We start from the raw sequence: 18,232 nt of genomic DNA, 5'->3' as shown, positions 1-18,232 counted from the left end.
TCGTCGCGGGCTCAGCCGAGCCGATCCATGCGGTGCTTGAGCGTGCGGAGCCGGACGAACTGATCTCCCTCGAAGTCCTTCTTGGAGAAGCCGTGCTCAACCATCTTCCGGTGGAGCTCCTCCATGCCGGAGGCCAGGTTGTAGGCGAGCTTGAAGTCGGGAAGCAGGGAATACAGATAGTCGAACTTCACCCGGTAGTTGCGGGGGTCGGCTCCGACCTCGCCGGTGTAGGTGACCTTGGCGTCGGGGACGAGCCGCTGGACCTGGTCGCCGACGTCCTTGACCTGGTAGTTCTCGCTGTTGGCGCCGATGTTGATCGCCTTGTCGTGGACGACGTCCTTGGGGGCGCGGGCAAGCGCGACGAAGGCGCGGGCGATGTCGCGGCAGTGGATCAACGGCCGCCAGGGGGAGCCGTCCGACTGGATCCGGATCTCGCCGTAAGAGAGGGCCGAGCCCAGCAGATTGTTGACGACGAGGTCGATTCGCAGGACGGGGGAGTGGCCGTAGGCCGTCGAGTTGCGGAGGTAGACCGGGGAGAAGTTGTCGTCGGCGATCTTGGAGACTTCCTGCTCGGTCTCGATCTTGGATTGGGCGTAGGCGGTCAGCGGGTTGAGCGGATCGCTCTCGTCGAGGTCGAGCTTTTCGCCCTGGCCATAGACCGAGCAGCTGCCGGCGAAGAGGTAGCGGGGGACGCCGGCCTCCTTGGCGATCTTGGCGAGGCGGATCGAGGCGTCGCGGTTGACGTCGTAGGTGAGCTGGGCGTTGAGAGCCCCCATGGGGTCGTTCGAGATGGCGGCCAGATGCATCACCGCGTCGCAGCCGTCGAGGTCGACGTGTTCGACCTTGCGCACGTCCTTGACGAGATCGACGTCGGCCGGCGTCAGCGGCTCCCATTCACAACCATCGAAGAGGCCGACGTCGCAGCCGACGACGGTGTGGCCCTCCTGCTTCAGAACGTCGACCAGGTGGGATCCAATGTAGCCCCGATGTCCCGTGACGAAGACTTTCATGGCGGTTGGACGGCTCTTTCAGAAGATGAGCGGTGCGGTGTCGGTGCTTCGAGAGGATTTCAAGAGGAGAGGCGGTCGGGCTCAAACGGCCCAGGGGGCCTCGCCCGAAGCCCACAGCTTGTTGAGCTGCTCCAGGTCGCGCTGGGTGTCCATGCAGGCCCAGTATCCGCGGTGGCGGTACATGCCGAGCTGGCCGTCCTGCGCGAGGCGGATGAGCGGCTCGCGTTCAAGGACGCAGCCCTCGTTCTGGCTGAGGTAGGGAAGGAAGTCGCGTTCGAAGAAGAAATAACCGCCGTTGATCCAGCTGTCCACGAATTCGGGCTTCTCAGCGAATTCCTCGACGCGGTCGCCGTCGAGCTTAAGCTCGCCGAAACGAGAAGGCGGATTGACGCCCAGAACGGTGCCGAGCATCCCCGACTTGCGGTGGAAGGCGTACTCGTCGGTGAGATTCGCGTCGGTGACGCCGTCGCCGTAGGTGACGGCGAAGCGAGGGGCGTCCCCAAGGTACTTGGCCGCGGCGCGGGCGACCCGGCCGCCGGTCATCGTCAGGTCGCCGGTGAAGGCCAGCGTCACTTCCCAGTCCTGGTCGTGATCGACGGAGTGGACGATGACGTTGTTGCTCTTCAACTCGACGGTGAAGTCGCTATTCATCGATGAATAATTGAGGAAGTACGACTTCACAACCTCGGCTTTGTAGCCCAGGCAGAGGACGAACTTCCGGAACCCATGGTGGGCGTACGTCCGCATGATGTGCCAGACGATCGGCCGCGAGCCGACGGGGACCATGGGTTTGGGACGAAGTTCGGTCTCCTCGCGAAGTCGGGTCCCCAATCCACCGCAGAGCACGAAGACGGGCACGTCCGTTAAGCGTTCTTCCACCGATCCCCCTATGCGAGTAGGACTGGCCCCGACCGTCGAGGTTTCTCCGAAGCCTCCCTTGTCGAGGTGAGTTCCGGAGGATTCAATGGAGCTCTCTCGGGCTCTCTCCGCCCGTCGGCTGCATTATTAGGGCAGAATACGCCGCCGGTGGTCGCGCTGTGACGTCACCAACCCGGCGAGGCCGCATATTACAATACTAGACCGGCGGCCGGTCCGACAATTCCCCTTCAGGCGCGTTCGCATGAAACTACTTGTGGTAGTCCTCTGCTACAAGGTTCCGGAGCTGACCATCGACTGCCTGCGGTCGCTGGAAGCGGAGATCGCTCGGGTTCCTGGGGCTCGCGTCGGCGTCTGCGAGAACGGCACAGGCCCCGAAGCCGCCGAGCAACTCCGCCGCGCGATCGACGAAAACGGCTGGAACTCGTGGGTCGACCTGACCGTCGTCGAGGTGAACCGCGGCTTCTGCGGCGGCAACAACCTGGTGATCCGGCCGGCTTTGGAGTCGGACGATCCGCCCGAGTACGTCCTGCTCCTGAACGCCGACACGATCGTCCAAAAAGACGCGATGACGTCGCTGGTCGAGTTCATGGACGCCCACCCGCGGGCCGGAATCGCCGGCAGCCAACTCCTCTCTCCCGAGGGGGAGATCCAGGCCTCGCCCTTCCTCTTCACCGGCGTCGGCTCCGAACTGGATCGGGGGCTCCGCCTGGGCGTCCTCTCGCCGCTGCTCAGCGGACGGCTGGACGTCGACCACTCGAAGCCCGGCCCGGCCGAATGGCTCGCCGGCGCAAGCATGATCCTACGCTCGACGATGCTCAAGGAGATTGGGCTGCTGGACGAGGGACTTTACACCTACTTCGACGACATCGACATATGTCTTCGAGCCCACCGCGCCGGATGGGAGGTGTGGTACGTCCCCGAAAGCAAGATCATCCACCTGGAGGGTTGTTCGACGGGCATCAAGGCGAAGGAGACGACCAAGGTCAAGCGTCGACCCGCGTACTGGTTCCAGGCCAGGAGGCGGTTCTTCCTGAAGAACCATGGGGCGGCCTACACGGCCCTGGCGGACGCGGCGTTCCTCGCCGGATTCGCCTGCTGGCGGCTGCGGAGGAGGCTGCAGAACAGGCCGGACCGCGATCCGGAAAACTTCCTGGCCGACTCCTTCCGTCACAGCGTCTTCCGCACGGGATTCGCGGTTCGCGAGGTTGAGAACCCGGCGATGGCCGCCATGAGAGAGCCGGCGCCGGCGGGAGTCCCTCGATAATGACGACCTCCTCCGCAACCTCGGCTCGCGGCCACGACGAAGCCCTGAACGATCCCCTGCCTCCTCTGAATCCAGGGGATCGCAACCTGAATCCGCCCGAGATCGGGTTCATCGCCCTGCTCCGCGAAGACCTGCGGACTCACGACGGATCGTGGTTCGAGCCTGGATTCTGGGCGGTCGCCTTGCACCGGTTCGGCAACTGGCGGATGGGGATACGCCCCAAACTTCTGCGGGCGCCGCTGTCCCTGCTCTACCGGTTCCTGTCGGCCTGGGCGGAGTTGATCGGCGGCATCCACCTGCCGTACACCGTGAAGCTCGGCCGTCGAGTCCGGATCTGGCACCACGGCGGCATCGTCCTGCACGCGCGGTCGATTGGCGACGACGTCCACATCCGGCATTGCACGACCTTCGGCGTCGCGACCAAGGACCGACTCCGAGCGATCCCGGTGATCGAGGACCGAGTCGACATTGGCTGCGGAGCCTGCGTCCTCGGCGCCGTCACGATCGGTCACGACAGCCTGATCGGAGCCAACGCCGTCGTGATTTCGGACGTCCCCGCCTACTCCACCGCGGTCGGGATTCCCGCTCGGGTGGTCAGGACGTCGATTCCGAAGCCCGAGGAATCATGATCCAGGACCGTCGACGGCGCCCGCGGCGGCCGCGTCGCGATACTCGATGACGCGGCTCCGACGCCCGGAGGCGCGGCCCAGCCAGTAGCGGAGAGCCCCCTGCGCCTCGGCGAACTTGCCGACGACGGTGAACAAGGCCAAAGCCCGCGAGTCGGCCGGCGAAACGCCCTCGCGGCGATGGCGGCCGTAGATCCTTACCGTCTGCAGCACGTAGATCACCGCCAGAACGGCGAGACTGAGTCCGCGCGTCGGCCATGCGAGGACCAGTGCGAGCAGTGGGAGAGCCAACCCCCAAAAGACGATTCGCTGGGTCTCGCGGGCGAAATGCCGTTCGGGGGGTTTGCCGTGCATCGCGGCCCCCTCAGCGAAAGCGTGGCCGGCGCGAGCCGTCCGACGCCACCACTGGTTGAAGCGAGTCATCGCCATGTCGTGAAGCGTCATTTCGGCGTCGACGCGATGCACGGTCCAGCCCGCGCGACGGATCCGAACGCAGAGTTCAGGCTCCTCGCCCGCGATCAACGAAGGGTCATAGCCGCCGACGTCGCGAAACGCCTCGACCCGCATCATGGCGTCGCCGCCGCAAGCCTTGGCCTCGCCGATGGGAGTGTCCCACTCGAGATCGGCCAGCCGATTGTAAATCGAGTCGCCAGGCCGACGTTCGCGGCGTCGGCCGCAGACGACGGCCGCCCGGGGCCGGGTCTCCAACTCGTTCCGGGCCCGACTCAACCATTCCTGGGCGAGTTCGCAGTCGCCGTCGATGAACTGCACGTAACGAACGCCGGGAGCATTCGCCGTCAGGCGGTCGAAACCGGCGTTTCGAGCACGCGCCGCCGTGAACGGCTTGGTCAGGTCCAGCTCGACGACGTCCGCCCCCAGACTTCGCGCCAGTTCGACGCTGCCGTCGTTCGACCCCGAATCCACGTAGACGAGGGCCCTGCCGAGCCCCCCCGCGGACGTCAGACAGCGACGCAACCGCTCGCCCTCGTTCCGTCCGATCGCGACCAGACCTACATCATTCATGAATCCGAGCCCACCGCACCGCAAGGCCACGCAGCCGGTAGGCCGCCGCAGGCCTGGATTCTAGCAGTCCAACGACGCCGGGGGCAACATGCCGACGTACCGCAACAGCCGTCGCTAAACGTCCTCGCACCGCCACAAGAGCCTAGAAGAGTTCTTGACGACGGGCGTGGCAAACCGATCAAATAAACCTCTTCAACGGCGGCCTATAGTATATTGGATCTGGCTCTCCCCGGCCGTCTCACACGCCACGGGGCCCGTTGCGTCCTGAAGGTCCCCCTGCTCCGAGGGTGAGCCTCGACGCGGGACCTCTTTCCCTACGGCCTTGGATGTCATCCCCTCATGACCGAGATCGAAGCGACGGTCGCCGCCCCGGAAGAGCCCCTGAGCCGAGTCGAGGCTTCCGACCCATCGGAGTCAGCGGCCGCGGCGGAGCACACAACCGTCATCCGTCCCACCTCGGGATGGCGGGCGGTCAATTGGGGCGAGATGTATGAGTATCGGGAACTGCTCGGATTTCTCATCTGGCGTGACGTCGCGGCGCGATACAAGCAGACGATCCTCGGCCCCGCGTGGGCGATCGTCCAGCCTCTGATCATGCTGGGGATCTTCACGCTCGTCGCGAGCATGATGAAGGTGCCCATGTCGGGAGGCATCCCGGCCCCGGTGGCCATCTTCGCCGGCCTGATCCCCTGGTCGATCTTCTCGCAAGGGATGCCGGCTGCGGCGAACAGCCTGACCACCTCGCTGAACATGGTCACCAAGGTCTACTTCCCTCGGCTCTTTCTGCCGATCACCGGGGCCGCGGTTTTCCTCGTCGACGGCTTGCTGACCACCCTGGTCTTCGGCTTCTTGCTGCTGTTCTACCGAATCCCGCCGCACTGGACGGTCGTCTTCCTGCCGGTCTTCTTCGCCCTCACGCTGATCGCGAGCCTCGGGATCGGCTGCATCCTGGCCGCGGTGACCGTCTTCTTCCGCGACATCAAGCACATCGTGCCGTTCCTCACGCAGATCATGATGTACGTGACGCCGGTCTTCTACACGATCGACCCGCTGATTCCTCCCAAGTATCGCTGGTTCATGTCGTTGAATCCGATGTTCGGCATCACCGACGGATTCCGCGCGGTGATCCTGGGCCTGCCGATTCAATGGAACTGCCTGCTGATCTCCAGCGGCGTGGCGATCGGCCTGTTCATCTTCGCGCTTTTCTATTTCCGCCGCAGCGAGCGGCTTTTCGCGGATTACGTTTGAGCGTCGCGACTGCGTCCCGGACCGTTTGATCGCATCGCCACCATCCGCACACCCCGACCACTTCCACTATGAACCGACCGATCATCAGCGTCGACAAGCTCAGCAAGCGTTACGTCCTGAGGGGAGGGTCGGGGCATAATCTGGCCCGCTTCTCGCTCCGCAGCGTGCTGGGCGATCAGGTCGCCTCGATGCGCCGCCGCCTCGCCGGCGGAACGTCGGAGTCGAACAGTCGGAAGAAGGAGTTCTGGGCGCTCCGGGACGCCGAATTCGAGGTCGAGCAGGGCAAAGTCGTGGGGCTGATCGGCCACAACGGCGCCGGCAAATCGACGATCCTCAAGATCATGAGCCGAATCGTCGAGCCGACCTCGGGCTCGGTGACGCTCCGGGGTCGAGTCGCCTCCCTGCTGGAGGTTGGAACCGGCTTCCACATGGAGCTCTCCGGCCGCGAGAACATCTATCTCAACGGCGCGATTCTGGGGATGCGACGGGCCGAGATCCGTCGCAAGTTCGACGAGATCGTGGCTTTCGCCGAGGTCGACCGCTTCCTGGACACGCCGGTCAAGCGGTATTCCTCGGGCATGTTCGTGCGACTGGCCTTCGCCGTGGCCGCCCACCTGGAGCCCGAGATTCTGATCGTCGACGAGGTCCTCGCTGTCGGCGATTACGCGTTCCAGAAGAAGTGCATGGGCAAGATGCGCGACGTGGCCACGGGGGACGGCCGGACCGTCCTGTTCGTCAGCCACAATATGGGTGCCCTGGGTCAGCTTTGCGACGAGGGAATCCTGCTGGAGAAGGGCCGAGTCGCCATGATCGGCCCCGCCGAGAGCGTGATCCGCTCGTACATGACGTCGAACTCGGATCAGGCCGCGTCGCTCGCGACGTTCGAGCCAGACCCCGCCAAGGCCGCCCAATTCCTCAAGGTGGAGGTTCTCCACCAGGACGGCAGTCGGTCAACCGACTTCACCTGCGACGAGCCCATCGTGATCCGAATGACCTACCAGGTCCGTCGGCCCATCATGGAAAGCTTCCTGTCGTTCTACGTGCAGAACATCGAAGGGACCCGAGTGCTCCACTCTGACGTCCGCGACGTCAATCCCGAGCACACCGAGGCCCTGAGTCCGGGGATTCATACGTTCGAGGTCGCCATTCCTCCCCGAATCCTGGCCGCGACCTCCTACGTCTTGACCGTCGGCAGCGCCGCGACGTTCACAGGCGCCATCGACCACCACTACGACTGCTGCGAATTCACGCTCCGCGATCTCACCAGTCAGTACGAAGGTCGTCCCGGCGTCCTCAGCGTCCGTCTCCCCTGGTCCCGTGATTCGGTTGATTCCCCCGTCCAGGCCGAGGCCGCAGGCTGACGACGGATTGGGCTGTTCGACACAGCCCGGCCCGTTAGAATGACCGGACCTGCGCGCCCGCGGGCCCGGACGGCCGTGATCGGGCGAAACAAGTCGACTCAAGGCGAGGCAAGGAGGCCCGCGATGTTCGACAACCGCGTCCTGGTGGTCGGCGACGTCATGCTGGACCGCCATATCCACGGCCACGTTCGTCGGATCTCGCCCGAGGCTCCCGTTCCGGTCGTCAGCTTGATCGGCGAGGTCCGCACCCCTGGAGGAGCGGGCAACGTCGCCGCCGGCCTGGCCGGCCTTGGATGCCAAGCCGGCCTCTGCGGCCTTGTCGGCAGCGACGCCGAGGGTGAGTTGCTGCGCGAAACCCTCGCGGCCAAAGGGATCGCTCATCTCGAACTGGTCGAACGACCCGAACTCGCCACGGTCAGCAAAACCCGGATTCTCTCCGAGGCCCACCAGCAGCTCCTGCGGCTCGACCGCGACGGCGACCGCGCCCACTTCGCGGCTTTTGAGGAAGACGTCCTGGCCCGCGTTCTACCGCTGATTGAGAGCCAATCAGCCGTGGTTCTGGCCGATTACGAGAAGGGCGTCATCACCCCAAAGGTCGCCCGTTCGATCATCGCCGAATGCCGGCGGCTCGGAGTTCCCTGCGTCGTCGATCCCAAGAAGGTGGACTTCGCCCCCTACGCCGGAGCCACCATCGTCACTCCCAACCTGCTGGAGGCTGAGCGGACCATCGGCCGCCCCCTCCCGGACGATGAAGCAGCCGGCCGCGCTGCGGAGGAACTGCGCGAGGCCCTGGGGACGGACGCAATGCTGATCACCCGAGGCCCTCAGGGTATGACCCTGGCCCTCCCGGATGCGATCTACCACATCCCCTCCCAGACCCGCGACGTCTCAGACGTCACGGGAGCCGGCGACACAGTCGTCGCCGTTCTGGCCGCCTGCCTGGGAGCCGAGTGGCCGATCGCCGACGCCTGCCGGATCGCCAACACGGCCGCAGGCATCGCCGTCGGTCGTCCGGGAACCTACGTCGTTCAAACCGGCGAACTTCAAGCCGCCTGGGGCGGACTCTCGCCCAAAATCCTTCGGCCCCAGGACGCCGCTCTCCAGCTGGCCGAGGCGCGTCGGCGCGGCCGCCGGGTCGTTTTCACGAACGGCTGCTTCGACATCCTTCACGCCGGCCACCTCTCCTGCCTGGAGGGTGCCAAGCGATTGGGCGACCTGCTGGTCGTCGGACTCAACTCGGACGCCTCGGTCCGCGGCCTGAAGGGACCGACCCGGCCCGTCATCCGCGAAAGCGACCGCGCCAGCCTCCTGGCCGGCCTAGCTTGCGTCGACGTCGTGGTCCTCTTCGACGACCCCACTCCCGTCGCCCTCATCGAAGCGTTCGAACCGGACGTTCTCGTGAAGGGGGGGGATTATACGCTTGACCAGATCGCCGGAGCCGACCTTGTCTTGGCCCGAGGCGGGCGAGTGATCGCTCTTCCGCTCGTCCCTGGACTCAGCACCACTGCCATCCTCGACCGCAAGGCCGGTTGATCCTGCCTCGCATCTATGCACCGACGCCCAGCTTCGTGCATCCGAACAGTAGGCCACCGAGCCGATTCCTTATTCTGTCGCGGAATTTGCAGCCTCTCAATCCCACCCCCTCGTCTATCGCGAGCTATTTATTGCATAACTACCTAACCGTCGTCGCCGTCACAGCCACGGCGACGACCGTATAAGAAGCGGACGTTGCAAGCGAGTTGATGAGGCGATCCGAATCGACTCCACTGAGACGACCAAGACGAGATTCGCCGCCGACGTCGGCGGCGACAGCCTAGGACAACGGCACAGTATTTGCTCTGACCGAGGCGGCCTGACTCTCCACGAGTCGGTCGGTTCGACGGGACCGCACTCCTCCCTGGCTCTCCCGCCGAAATGGAACCGCTGACGGAACCGCCTTGCGAAGGCCCAACTCGAAGGGGTCTCCGACTCGGCTGACGGTCTCGGTGCGAATTTGAGTCGTGTGCAATGGCGCGTTGGAGATTTACAACCCGAGTTCACCATTGATTCTTAAAATCGACGCAATGCCGCACAATGATTGACGACGAGCGAGCCAGTGACTAGACTGCGATGCGTTCGTCCGGCACCTGCAACTTGTCATTTTCGCATGGTTGAAAGCGACCTGGTTTCTCTTCCCCCGCTCTGTTCCAAGGCGTTGTCCCTCTCATCAACAAACCGATGGGTCGCCTCGCCGATAACGGAGAGCTCGAAACGATGAACGCCTCGCCGTCTTCATCGCCCTCGCCTCTTCCTACGGAGCCTTTTGGAACGCCGATGCCCTCCCAACCGGACAAGCTCCAACTGACCGCCCTTCTCTCCCAGCGATCCGGATGGCCGGTCGTCGCCGAAGCCGCTCGGTCGTCCGTCAAGCGGGCGATTGATTTCAGCGGCGCCCTCGTCGGCCTCCTCGTGCTCATGCCCGTGATGCTGGCCGTCGCGGTGCTGATCCGCCTGGATTCGCCGGGGCCGATCTTCTTCCGACAGCTGCGCCGCGGCTATCGCGGTCGTCTCTTCTGGGTGCTCAAGTTCCGCACCATGGTCGTCGACGCCGAGAAGCAGCTCGCCGGCCTGGAAGCGAAGAACGAGTCGCCCGGTCAGGTTCTGTTCAAGATCAAGCACGACCCCAGGGTTACGCCGCTGGGTCGGTTCCTGCGTAAGTCCAGCCTTGATGAACTCCCGCAGCTCATCAACATCCTCCGCGGCGAGATGAGCGTCGTCGGGCCTCGCCCGCTTCAGATCCGCGACAGCGAGATGCTCCAAACCCTCGACGCCGAGGGTTATCGGCAACGCCTTCAGGTTCCTCCGGGCCTGACCGGCCCCTGGCAGGTCGGCGGCCGCAGCGGCGTCGACTATGCTCAGATGGTCAAGCTCGACGTCGAATACGCCAAGAATTGGACGATCCTCGGCGACCTGGCCATCATCGTCCGTACGTTCTTCGCGGTGGTCGTCGGGCGAGGTGCTTGCTGATTCGATCGGTTCGGCTCGATCGGCCGATTTCCTCTTCGGCTTCCGCCCTCCTTACGGGGATGGAAGCCGATTCGCTTTCGAAATCAACGACGGAGAGACGATCGCAACCCCTCCGACTCTCAGTTCATGAAGAGCCGGGAAGGAGCTTCAGGATCTTCCGCCAGCGCGTCTCTCGCTCTTCCTGGAGCGTGGCGATCCGCTGGTTGAGCCAAAGCATGACGTCGGCGTCGGCCCCCTCCGGTCGCGGGGCCTTCTCAGGACGTGGACGGCCCGCCGGCCTTGCTCCTGGTTTCTGATCGGCGTTGCCGGCCGTCGCCCTTCGAGTCGGCGTTTCAATCCCCTCTGCGGCGGCCGGAGCAGGCGGCGCAGGCTCGGACGACGCGACGGTTGGGCTTGCGACAGGTTCGACCGCCTCAGGAGCGGGGTTGATAAACCTGTGCTCGTGTTTAAGCGTTTCAGCAGGAGTGACCGGCGCTGAGACTGAGGCGGCAACGGATGCCGCGGGCGGAGTCGTCGGAGTTGCGGGGACCTCGGCAGAGACCGCTGGACCAACCGAAGGCGAGGGCGTTCCCGCGGCACGTTCGCGAGTGTAAGAAGCGAGTTCGGCCTTGAGATCCTGGAACTCCCGAGTCACTTCGCGGAGTTGATCCAGCTCCTGGCGGATCAGGTCCATCTGTTCGCGCTGGAGCGAGCCGAACATGTCGACGAGCATACCCATCGCGCTCTGGAACTGATCGAGCATCTGCTGCTGCATGATGCCGAACTGATTCATGAGCGGAACGAGAACCGAGGCCGATTCGCCCATCCCAGCGCCTTGGATCTCGGCGGGAATGACGGCGATTGGCTGAGCACGAACGACCAGGTCGTTCTCATCATCGATCCGGGCCGCCGCAATCATGGTGGAGTTGGGCGGCGGAGTGCGGAGGAGCGAAAGGGACCGACTCGTGCCACGATCACGGCCAGCCTCGGGCCGCGGCCCTTCGAGCGCCAGACGGCTGCGGACGCGGATCCGATACCGCCCGATGGAGAGGACGTCGTCGTCCTCGAGCATCGCATAACGAACGGCGGTGTTGTTGACCTCAACGCCGCCACCCAGCAAGTCGACGACCCACAGACCAGTCGGAGATCGGACGAGACTGCAGTGGAACAGGGAGACGCTCGGGTCGGCCAGACGGAACTTGCAGCCGGCGGCGGAGCCGACCAGCGAGACGACGCGGTTCATCGGCCAGAGCGCCGATCGCGACGGCCCGTTGAGAAACTCCAATCCGACATCCGGCCAGGGGACGGCTCCATACGATCGGGAGACTAGCGGGACCGCCTCCGGCAGCCGCTCATCCCATCCGGCAGGACGGGTCCGAGTCGTCCTCCGCAGTTCATACGGGCCGATTCTGATGGTCTCATCGCGCGTCAGCCACCCGTACTTGCGCGGTCGACCGCCTCCCAACGTCCCAAGCCGGCTCTCCAGATCGATCCAGAAGGCGTGCCCTTCGACGACCTGAAGGTAGACGTGTCGTCGGCTTACCAGACGATGTTCGAGAGGAACGTCGGCCCGAGGATCCCGGCCGATCAGGGCGAATGGCTGGTGAAGGACGCGAACCCCCACGTCTGGCTCGCCGGCGGCCTCGACGACGAGTTGCAGGGGCTCCACCAGGCGGCATGCGTCCGAGAACGATTTCATGGATCGGCTTGGTCCTGGCGCCTCTCGGCGACGGGCTCGGGATGGGCTGGGAACGTCCGGCGGGCCATTGAGCCGCAGATCCCGGCTGCAAAGACCCGCCTTCAAAAGCACCTACCCTTACAATCATCCAGTTTAGCGACGAGGGGCTGGTTCCACAAACGAACGGCCGGTTCACACGATGCAGTCGGCTGTTTGAGTTCCCAAGTCTGAACCGTTAGGCTACTGTCCAATGGCGGCAGGACGACCAGACAGCCCCGAACGCAAGGCGCAAGGGCTTACCGCATAGGATCTCATGGACACATGAATCGCAAGGGCATCATCCTCGCGGGCGGAGCCGGCACCCGCCTTTATCCGATCACGAGGGCCGTCAGCAAACAACTGCTGCCGATCTACGACAAGCCGATGATCTATTACCCCCTGTCGACGCTGATGTTGGCGGGTATCCGAGAGATCCTGCTGATCTCGACGCCCGACGACATCGGCGGCTTTCAGCGAGTTCTGGGGGATGGGAGCCAATTCGGGCTGCACATCGAGTACGCCGTCCAGCCTCACCCGGGCGGCCTCGCGCAGGCGTTCCTGATTGGCCGTCAATTTATCGGCGGCGGAGATGCAGCCTTGATTCTGGGGGACAATATCTTCCACGGTCAGGGGTTCCAGGCGATGCTCCGCCGCGCCGGGGATTACACCGAGGGTGCCACGGTCTTCGCATACCCGGTCCGCGATCCGGAACGATACGGCGTCGTTGAATTCGACGCCCATGGCAAGGCCCTCTCGATCGAGGAGAAGCCGGCTCGGCCGAAGTCGCACTTCGCCGTGACTGGGTTGTATTTCTACGACAATCGCGTCCTCGACATCGCGGCGTCGCTGAAGCCCTCGCCTCGCGGCGAGTTGGAAATCACCGACGTCAATCGGATCTACCTGGAGAGCGGCGCTCTGCGGGTCGAGTTGTTCAGCCGAGGGTTCGCCTGGCTGGACACGGGTACGATCGAATCGTTGATCCAGGCGGCCAACTACGTCGAGACCATCGAGGCGCGACAGGGGTTCAAGATCGCCTGCATCGAAGAGGTGGCTTACCGCCAGGGATTCATCACGGCCGAGCAGGTCGAACGACTCGCCGCCAAGCTCCCCAACGATTACGGTCGCTATCTCAAGGAACTGATCCGCGAACCCCAGATTGGGGCGAGCGGAGACGTCGACTGAATAAGAACCGACCGGACGTCCTATACGGGGCGTCCGGTCGGTCCAATCAAGGTCGAGTCGTCGTCACTTAAGGGCCTTCTCAACCTGGGTGAAAGCGGCCCGCTCCAGCGGATGCACGTCTGCCTCGGAAAGCCCGCGGTCGTGGGCCTTGACCAGGCTCTTTCGGGCCGCCTCAAGATCGCCGGCTTCCATATAAGCTCGCGCTAGATGGAAGTACCGAGAGGCCGTCGGGTCCATGGCGACCGCGTTTTCGAGGTCTTCGATCGCCTTGCGAGCTTCGCCGTTGGTCAGGTAGACGACGGCGCGGGTGTCGAGGAACTCGGGGGCAGGTCCTCGTATGTTGATGGCGCGGTTGATCAGGTCCAGGGGAGCGGCCCCCTTCTCACCCTTAAGCGTCATCAGCCAGGCGAGGTTGTTCAGCGGCACGACCTCCCCGCTGCTCCTGGACAACGCGCCGGCGTAGAGCTTGATGGCTTCCGGATAGTTCAGCTGACGGTCGCGGATGGTTCCCAGCGCGATCATGAGCAAGGGCGAGTTAGGATGCTGCTGAAGGCTGCGCTCGATCCAGCCGCTGACGCGGGAAATCTGGACAGGGTCGTTGAACGTCTTCGAGCTCAGCAGGATGGCGATGACCGTCGGAGCGATGGGCTCTGGCGTGGGGCTTGCGGTCCTCCAGAGCGGATCGCAGACGTCGAGGGCGTCCTTGATACGATCGCGGCGACCCAGGAAGGCGGCGAATTCGAGCTGGTTCTCGGTTTGGGCGAAAGTCATGGCGTTCCGCCGGAGAATGCGCTCGGCCATGTCGTACAGGCCCAGGGTCTCCGCCAGTCGGGCCGTGGGAATGGCCAGAGCGGTCGGAAGCTGAGGTCGGTCGGCCAGTTCCTTGAGCCGAGCCTCCGCCTGGTCGAGCTTGCCGGTCGCCTTGTCGAGTCGAGCCTGGAAGGCCAGGACGTTGAACCCGTCGGGTTGGATCTTCCGCAGTTTCTCGATCAGCTCCTGAGCCTCGGCGACGTCGCCCGCCGGCTTGCCGCCGGCCGCCTGGATCTTGTCGATCAGGGTCGACACGAAGTCGCTGGCGATCTGCATCTGCTGGTATAGCTCCTGGACGGAGCTGGGCTTGCGCGCCTCCTCAACAAGCCTGGTGAAGACGACGTGCGCCTTGTCCCAGTGATTGTCCGCCCGGTAAAGCTTGGCGAGCAGGAAGCGGTCGTCGTCGGAGGCCCGATGCTGGGCGTCCAGCCGTTCAAGGATCTCGATGGCCTGCCGACGGAAACCGACCATCCGCTGAGATTCGTAAACGCGGGCCAGAATGCGAAGGTCCTCGGCTTCGTCGACGGCCGGCCGCTCGGCCCCCCCTTGCGGCTGGTACAGAGCGAGGGCTTTGAGGGCCTGCTGGTAGTCGCCCGTCAGCTCGGCGCGGATGACGTAGGTCATGGCGAGGGTGCGCTTGGCCCAGGCGGCGTCGGCGGGGTCGACGCCGCTCGTCGGCTCGGCCGCCGCGTTGAGGACGGTCCTCAGTTCCTTCTCGACCTCGTCAACCTCGTTGAAGCGGAGCAAGAACTCGATGTACCGCCGTTTCAGAGCGAACAGTTTGGGCTCAGCAGCCTGGGCCTTGATGAACGAGCTCTTGGCCACGGCGAACCACTTGGCCTTCTGAGCCTCACGACCGGCGACCCCGCAGCCCTGGGCGATCAAGTTCGCGCACTCGGCCAGAGCCAGGGGAAGCCGTTCGGCGGGGACGGCGCGCTCAAGTTGGGCCACGGCCTGCTCGGCCTTGTCGAACTGACTGCCGGCAGCCAGAAGCTGAACCAAAACGATCCTACGGTTCGGGTCGTCGGGAACCGCGGCGATCGATCTACGAATGACGTCTTCCGCCTCTTCGGGCTTCTTCCGCAAGACCAGGAGCTGGGCCAGCGTATGGGCCTCGGCGAAGTCCTTAGGACGGGCAGCGACGCGTTCGCGGACGATATCCACGATTTTGTCGAGAGCCTGGGAGCGGTCGCCCCCCGCAAGATTGCCGGCGTCCTTGTCCTCAAGGACCTTGCCGAGGATGGCCCGCTCCACGGCGTTGGAATCGGCGGTATCGGCGTTGAGTCGGGGGACCTTGTTCCAGAGCGGTCCGACCTCGGACGTTCGATCCGCCTGCATCAACAGCTCCGTCGCCTTCTGAACGACGGCGAGGTCGTGCCGTCCCAGGTCGACGGCCTGACGATACAGGTCGGCGACGCGGCCCAACCGCCGCTTCCGATCGGTCTCGTCCTTAGCCTGGTCGAGCTCCAGCTCTTCAAGCCGAGCGGTTGTCAGCGGAACGATCGACCAGTCCGGGCGACGTGAGCGCAGCTCGGCCAGTTGGGTGCGGGCGTCGTTGCGGAACTTGGCCTTTTCCGCATCGTCGTCAGAGTGCTTGGCCTGCCAAATCTTCATCTCAATTTCGGCGTATCGACTCAGGGATCCGTCCGAGCCCTCGGCGCGGCGGATTTCGTCCACGGCCTTCTTGATATCGGCCAGACGGCGGGCGACGTCGGCGGCGTCGGTCTTCTTCTCGTCAGGCGTGAGAGCCAGGTCCAGCAGGCGTACCCGCGGATCGAGATCGTTGGGCGCGAGTTCGGCGTGACGGTTCCAGATCTCGGCCGCCGCCGTACGTTCGCCCATTCTCGCCAGCGTTTCGGCTACAGCGTCGAGGACGGCGATCCGCTGCTCGACGCGAAGGCTCTCATCCCCCTTGGTCAGAGCGATCAACGACTCCTTCAGATCAGGCGCCTTGCGAGCCGTCAGAATCCGGAGACGGGCGAGCCGAAGCTCATCCGAGTCTCCCAGGGCGACCCGAGCCTCTTCGAGCGTCTTCAAGGCACCTTCGTAGTCTCTCTTGGCCGCCTGGAATTCCGCCGACGTGGTCCAGACGAAGACGGCGCCGGTGTCGCGGCGGCCCTTGGCGTGGGCGTCGGCCAGGAGCTTCGCAGCCTCGTCGGCCAGGAGCTTCGCAGCTTCGTCGCCCAGGCCCTGGGCGGCCTTCATTCGAGCCCTGAGAACGACCGCCGGCGGGAATCCCGGGTCATCGGCCTCGATCCGGTCGAGCACCTGAGTCACCTCGCGCCAATCGCGCTGACCGGGCTCGAGCTGCAGGTTCCGCTCGACCAGAAGTCGGGCCAGTTCCGGGCGGACGGCCGGCTCGATCGACGCCATGGCGCGATACTCGGCGATCGCGCGGTCGATTTCCCCCTGAGCCGCCAGGTCGGCGATCCAGGTGGCTCGAGCGACCCCGTTGTTTGGATCGTCGCGGACCGCGGCGGCCAACGCCGTCCGCTGCCTTTCGACGTCGCCGACGGCCCCGTAGCATTTCGCCAGCAGCAGGCTGACGCGAGACCGCATCATCGGGTTGTTCCCGAAGGCGTCCTTGGAAACCACCTTGTCCAGGAGGTTCTTCTTGGCCGTCGTCCAGTCCCGGGCGTTCGCCTGAGCGTAAGCGGCGTAATAATCGCCGACCACGGTGTAACCCAGCCGTTGCAGTTCCTGGGCCTGGGTCTCAAGTTCGGTGGTCGCGCCTCGGACGGCCAGCACGTCGGCCAGGAGAAACCGCAGGTCCGGGTCGTCGGGCAGTTCGGTGATGCCGGTCCGCAAAATCTTCAATCGGGTCTCAGCGTCGCTCGTCAGTTGAGCAAACGCCAGATAGAGCCGACCCGACTTGGGAGACGCCTTCAGCCCCTGGTCGAGAATCTGCTGCGCCGCCTCCCGGTGCTTCGCCACCTCCGCCGGCGTCTTAGCGGTCTGGGTCATGCGCAACTCGATCGCCGCCAGTTCCAGATAGGGCTCGGGCTCGGCCGCCCCCCACTTCATGGCCTCCTTGAAGTCGGCGATGGAGGCCGACGGATCCTCTTCGGGCTTTCGATTTCGCTCCCGGTACCGACCTCGCTCCAGATAGGCCCGGAACTTATCGGCGTTGTTCGCGGAATTGTTCTTGACCATCTCGTCGATGATGCGGTCGGCCTCCTCGGGCCGTCCCAGCGGCCCACGGTAAAGGGCCGCGATCCGCTGATAGGCGTCGAACCGCTTCTCGGATTTGAGGTCGATGGCCTTCTTGTACGCCTCGAGGGCGGTTTTATCTTCCTTCCGCCCCTGACGATAACGACCGATCATGTAGGCCACGTCGCCGTCGTTGGGGAACGTCTTCTCCAGGGGCGTCACAAACGCCCGCGCATCCGCCAGAACCGCGTCCGAGGGGTTCTCGCCGAACGAGTCGACGATCAACTCGGCCAGCTGCCGGCGGACGTCGTCGCGGCCGGGCTGCCGACTGAGGATCTCGCGGTAAATTTGGCTCGCCTGCTGGGTACGGGCCGCGGTTTTCGACCGCTGAACGACGACCTTCGCATACTCGATCTGAGCGTCGTCGTCCTTGGGGAAGACCAGGACGTGCTGAAGATACAGGTCCTCGGCCTTCGCCAGGTCCCCGTCCTTGACGGCCTGTTGGGCTCGCTCCAAGTTGCTGCGCCCCATACGGGACATCTGATACCGCTGGAGCAGGAAGATCGAAACAACGCCCAAGACGAGAACGACGGCCGCAACGACCAGTCGTCTCAAAGTCTTCGGTCCCATGAAGCAACCTCTCAGGTGATGCGGGGCGCGCGGTGCGACGGCATGCGGAAACGGAGAGCGGATGAGCTTCGCGTTCGGCCGACGTCCTCGGCGTCCCAGTCTAACGAGTCGCCCCGTTCTACGACAACGACGCCCGCAGAGTCTCATCCTCACCCTAGGTCATACGTCGTTCGGTTCAAAATAAGACGGTCCATTTCCACAAGCTTTCATTTCGACCGTCTCGACCGTCACAAATCCCGACCCTCCTCTCGCGTGCACTCACGATTAACCGGACATGGTTCACGTCAAGCGAGGCTTGAGGTCCTTCTCCGTACGGTCAACGCAATCCACAACACCCTTCGGGGGAC

General features: G+C 64.5%; 12 protein-coding genes. 7 read left to right on the top strand and 5 right to left on the bottom strand.

Annotated features, from left to right (window positions below):
- Nucleotides 1-11 precede the first annotated feature (11 nt).
- Both G5C50_RS25520 and rfbF read right to left on the bottom strand, forming a co-directional pair.
- A complete protein-coding gene (locus tag G5C50_RS25520) occupies nt 12-1,010 on the bottom strand; it encodes an NAD-dependent epimerase/dehydratase family protein (protein ID WP_165073806.1) in 999 nt (332 codons plus the stop codon).
- A gap of 81 nt (nt 1,011-1,091) precedes the next feature.
- Complete coding sequence (gene rfbF / locus G5C50_RS25515) at nt 1,092-1,889, bottom strand: glucose-1-phosphate cytidylyltransferase (RefSeq protein ID WP_165073805.1); 798 nt, start codon at nt 1,887-1,889, stop codon at nt 1,092-1,094.
- A 241-nt stretch (nt 1,890-2,130) separates the two neighbouring features.
- Here rfbF and G5C50_RS25510 point away from each other — a divergent pair, with 241 nt between their 5' ends.
- Both G5C50_RS25510 and G5C50_RS25505 read left to right on the top strand, forming a co-directional pair.
- Nucleotides 2,131-3,153 carry a glycosyltransferase gene (locus tag G5C50_RS25510; protein WP_165073804.1) on the top strand — a complete coding sequence of 341 codons (1,023 nt, stop codon included), beginning with the start codon at nt 2,131-2,133 and terminating at the stop codon, nt 3,151-3,153.
- The gene (locus G5C50_RS25505; RefSeq protein ID WP_165073803.1) at nt 3,153-3,782 is read left to right on the top strand and encodes a serine O-acetyltransferase; all 630 of its coding nucleotides are present in this window, start codon (nt 3,153-3,155) and stop codon (nt 3,780-3,782) included. The genes G5C50_RS25510 and G5C50_RS25505 overlap by 1 nt, the downstream gene beginning before the upstream one ends.
- Here the strand turns inward: G5C50_RS25505 and G5C50_RS25500 are convergent.
- Nucleotides 3,777-4,802 (bottom strand): glycosyltransferase family 2 protein, encoded by a 1,026-nt coding sequence (locus tag G5C50_RS25500; RefSeq protein ID WP_165073802.1) that lies wholly within the window; start codon nt 4,800-4,802, stop codon nt 3,777-3,779. The genes G5C50_RS25505 and G5C50_RS25500 overlap by 6 nt on opposite strands.
- Nucleotides 4,803-5,141: 339 nt before the next feature.
- Between G5C50_RS25500 and G5C50_RS25495 the strand changes: the two genes are divergently transcribed.
- The 4 genes from G5C50_RS25495 to G5C50_RS25480 all read left to right on the top strand — a co-directional run bounded on the left by G5C50_RS25495 (nt 5,142) and on the right by G5C50_RS25480 (nt 10,417).
- Complete coding sequence (locus G5C50_RS25495; protein ID WP_165073801.1) at nt 5,142-6,050, top strand: ABC transporter permease; 909 nt, start codon at nt 5,142-5,144, stop codon at nt 6,048-6,050.
- Between the two features lie 68 nt (nt 6,051-6,118).
- Nucleotides 6,119-7,411, top strand: a complete 1,293-nt coding sequence (locus G5C50_RS25490) for an ABC transporter ATP-binding protein (RefSeq protein ID WP_165073800.1) — start codon at nt 6,119-6,121, stop codon at nt 7,409-7,411.
- A gap of 123 nt (nt 7,412-7,534) precedes the next feature.
- Nucleotides 7,535-8,944: a D-glycero-beta-D-manno-heptose 1-phosphate adenylyltransferase gene (gene rfaE2, locus G5C50_RS25485; protein ID WP_165073799.1), complete on the top strand. Its 1,410-nt coding sequence runs from the start codon at nt 7,535-7,537 to the stop codon at nt 8,942-8,944.
- Nucleotides 8,945-9,724: 780 nt separating this feature from the next.
- A complete protein-coding gene (locus G5C50_RS25480; RefSeq protein WP_165073798.1) occupies nt 9,725-10,417 on the top strand; it encodes a sugar transferase in 693 nt (230 codons plus the stop codon).
- A 124-nt stretch (nt 10,418-10,541) separates the two neighbouring features.
- Here the strand turns inward: G5C50_RS25480 and G5C50_RS25475 are convergent, their stop codons facing one another.
- A complete protein-coding gene (locus tag G5C50_RS25475; RefSeq protein ID WP_165073797.1) occupies nt 10,542-12,095 on the bottom strand; it encodes an FHA domain-containing protein in 1,554 nt (517 codons plus the stop codon).
- Between the two features lie 300 nt (nt 12,096-12,395).
- On the opposite strand from G5C50_RS25475, the gene rfbA reads away from it, so the two are divergent.
- Nucleotides 12,396-13,295 carry a glucose-1-phosphate thymidylyltransferase RfbA gene (rfbA, locus tag G5C50_RS25470; protein ID WP_165073796.1) on the top strand — a complete coding sequence of 300 codons (900 nt, stop codon included), beginning with the start codon at nt 12,396-12,398 and terminating at the stop codon, nt 13,293-13,295.
- Nucleotides 13,296-13,358: 63 nt separating this feature from the next.
- On the opposite strand, the gene G5C50_RS25465 is transcribed toward rfbA, so the two are convergent.
- The gene (locus G5C50_RS25465) at nt 13,359-17,885 is read right to left on the bottom strand and encodes a tetratricopeptide repeat protein (RefSeq protein ID WP_165073795.1); all 4,527 of its coding nucleotides are present in this window, start codon (nt 17,883-17,885) and stop codon (nt 13,359-13,361) included.
- Nucleotides 17,886-18,232 lie beyond the last annotated feature (347 nt).

Origin of the sequence: Paludisphaera rhizosphaerae (assembly GCF_011065895.1) — a bacterium.
Taxonomy (GTDB): domain Bacteria; phylum Planctomycetota; class Planctomycetia; order Isosphaerales; family Isosphaeraceae; genus Paludisphaera; species Paludisphaera rhizosphaerae.
This window is presented reverse-complemented; position numbering and strand designations above follow the sequence as displayed.

Excerpts from the sequence above, each read along its gene's own strand:
- G5C50_RS25520 (WP_165073806.1), bottom strand. The coding sequence starts at position 1,010 with ATGAAAGTCTTCGTCACGGGACATCGGGGCTACATTGGATCCCACCTG.
- G5C50_RS25510 (WP_165073804.1), top strand. The coding sequence starts at position 2,131 with ATGAAACTACTTGTGGTAGTCCTCTGCTACAAGGTTCCGGAGCTGACC.
- G5C50_RS25505 (WP_165073803.1), top strand. The coding sequence starts at position 3,153 with ATGACGACCTCCTCCGCAACCTCGGCTCGCGGCCACGACGAAGCCCTG.
- G5C50_RS25500 (WP_165073802.1), bottom strand. The coding sequence starts at position 4,802 with ATGAATGATGTAGGTCTGGTCGCGATCGGACGGAACGAGGGCGAGCGG.
- G5C50_RS25495 (WP_165073801.1), top strand. The coding sequence starts at position 5,142 with ATGACCGAGATCGAAGCGACGGTCGCCGCCCCGGAAGAGCCCCTGAGC.
- G5C50_RS25490 (WP_165073800.1), top strand. The coding sequence starts at position 6,119 with ATGAACCGACCGATCATCAGCGTCGACAAGCTCAGCAAGCGTTACGTC.
- rfaE2 (WP_165073799.1), top strand. The coding sequence starts at position 7,535 with ATGTTCGACAACCGCGTCCTGGTGGTCGGCGACGTCATGCTGGACCGC.
- G5C50_RS25480 (WP_165073798.1), top strand. The coding sequence starts at position 9,725 with ATGCCCTCCCAACCGGACAAGCTCCAACTGACCGCCCTTCTCTCCCAG.
- G5C50_RS25475 (WP_165073797.1), bottom strand. The coding sequence starts at position 12,095 with ATGAAATCGTTCTCGGACGCATGCCGCCTGGTGGAGCCCCTGCAACTC.
- rfbA (WP_165073796.1), top strand. The coding sequence starts at position 12,396 with ATGAATCGCAAGGGCATCATCCTCGCGGGCGGAGCCGGCACCCGCCTT.
- G5C50_RS25465 (WP_165073795.1), bottom strand. The coding sequence starts at position 17,885 with ATGGGACCGAAGACTTTGAGACGACTGGTCGTTGCGGCCGTCGTTCTC.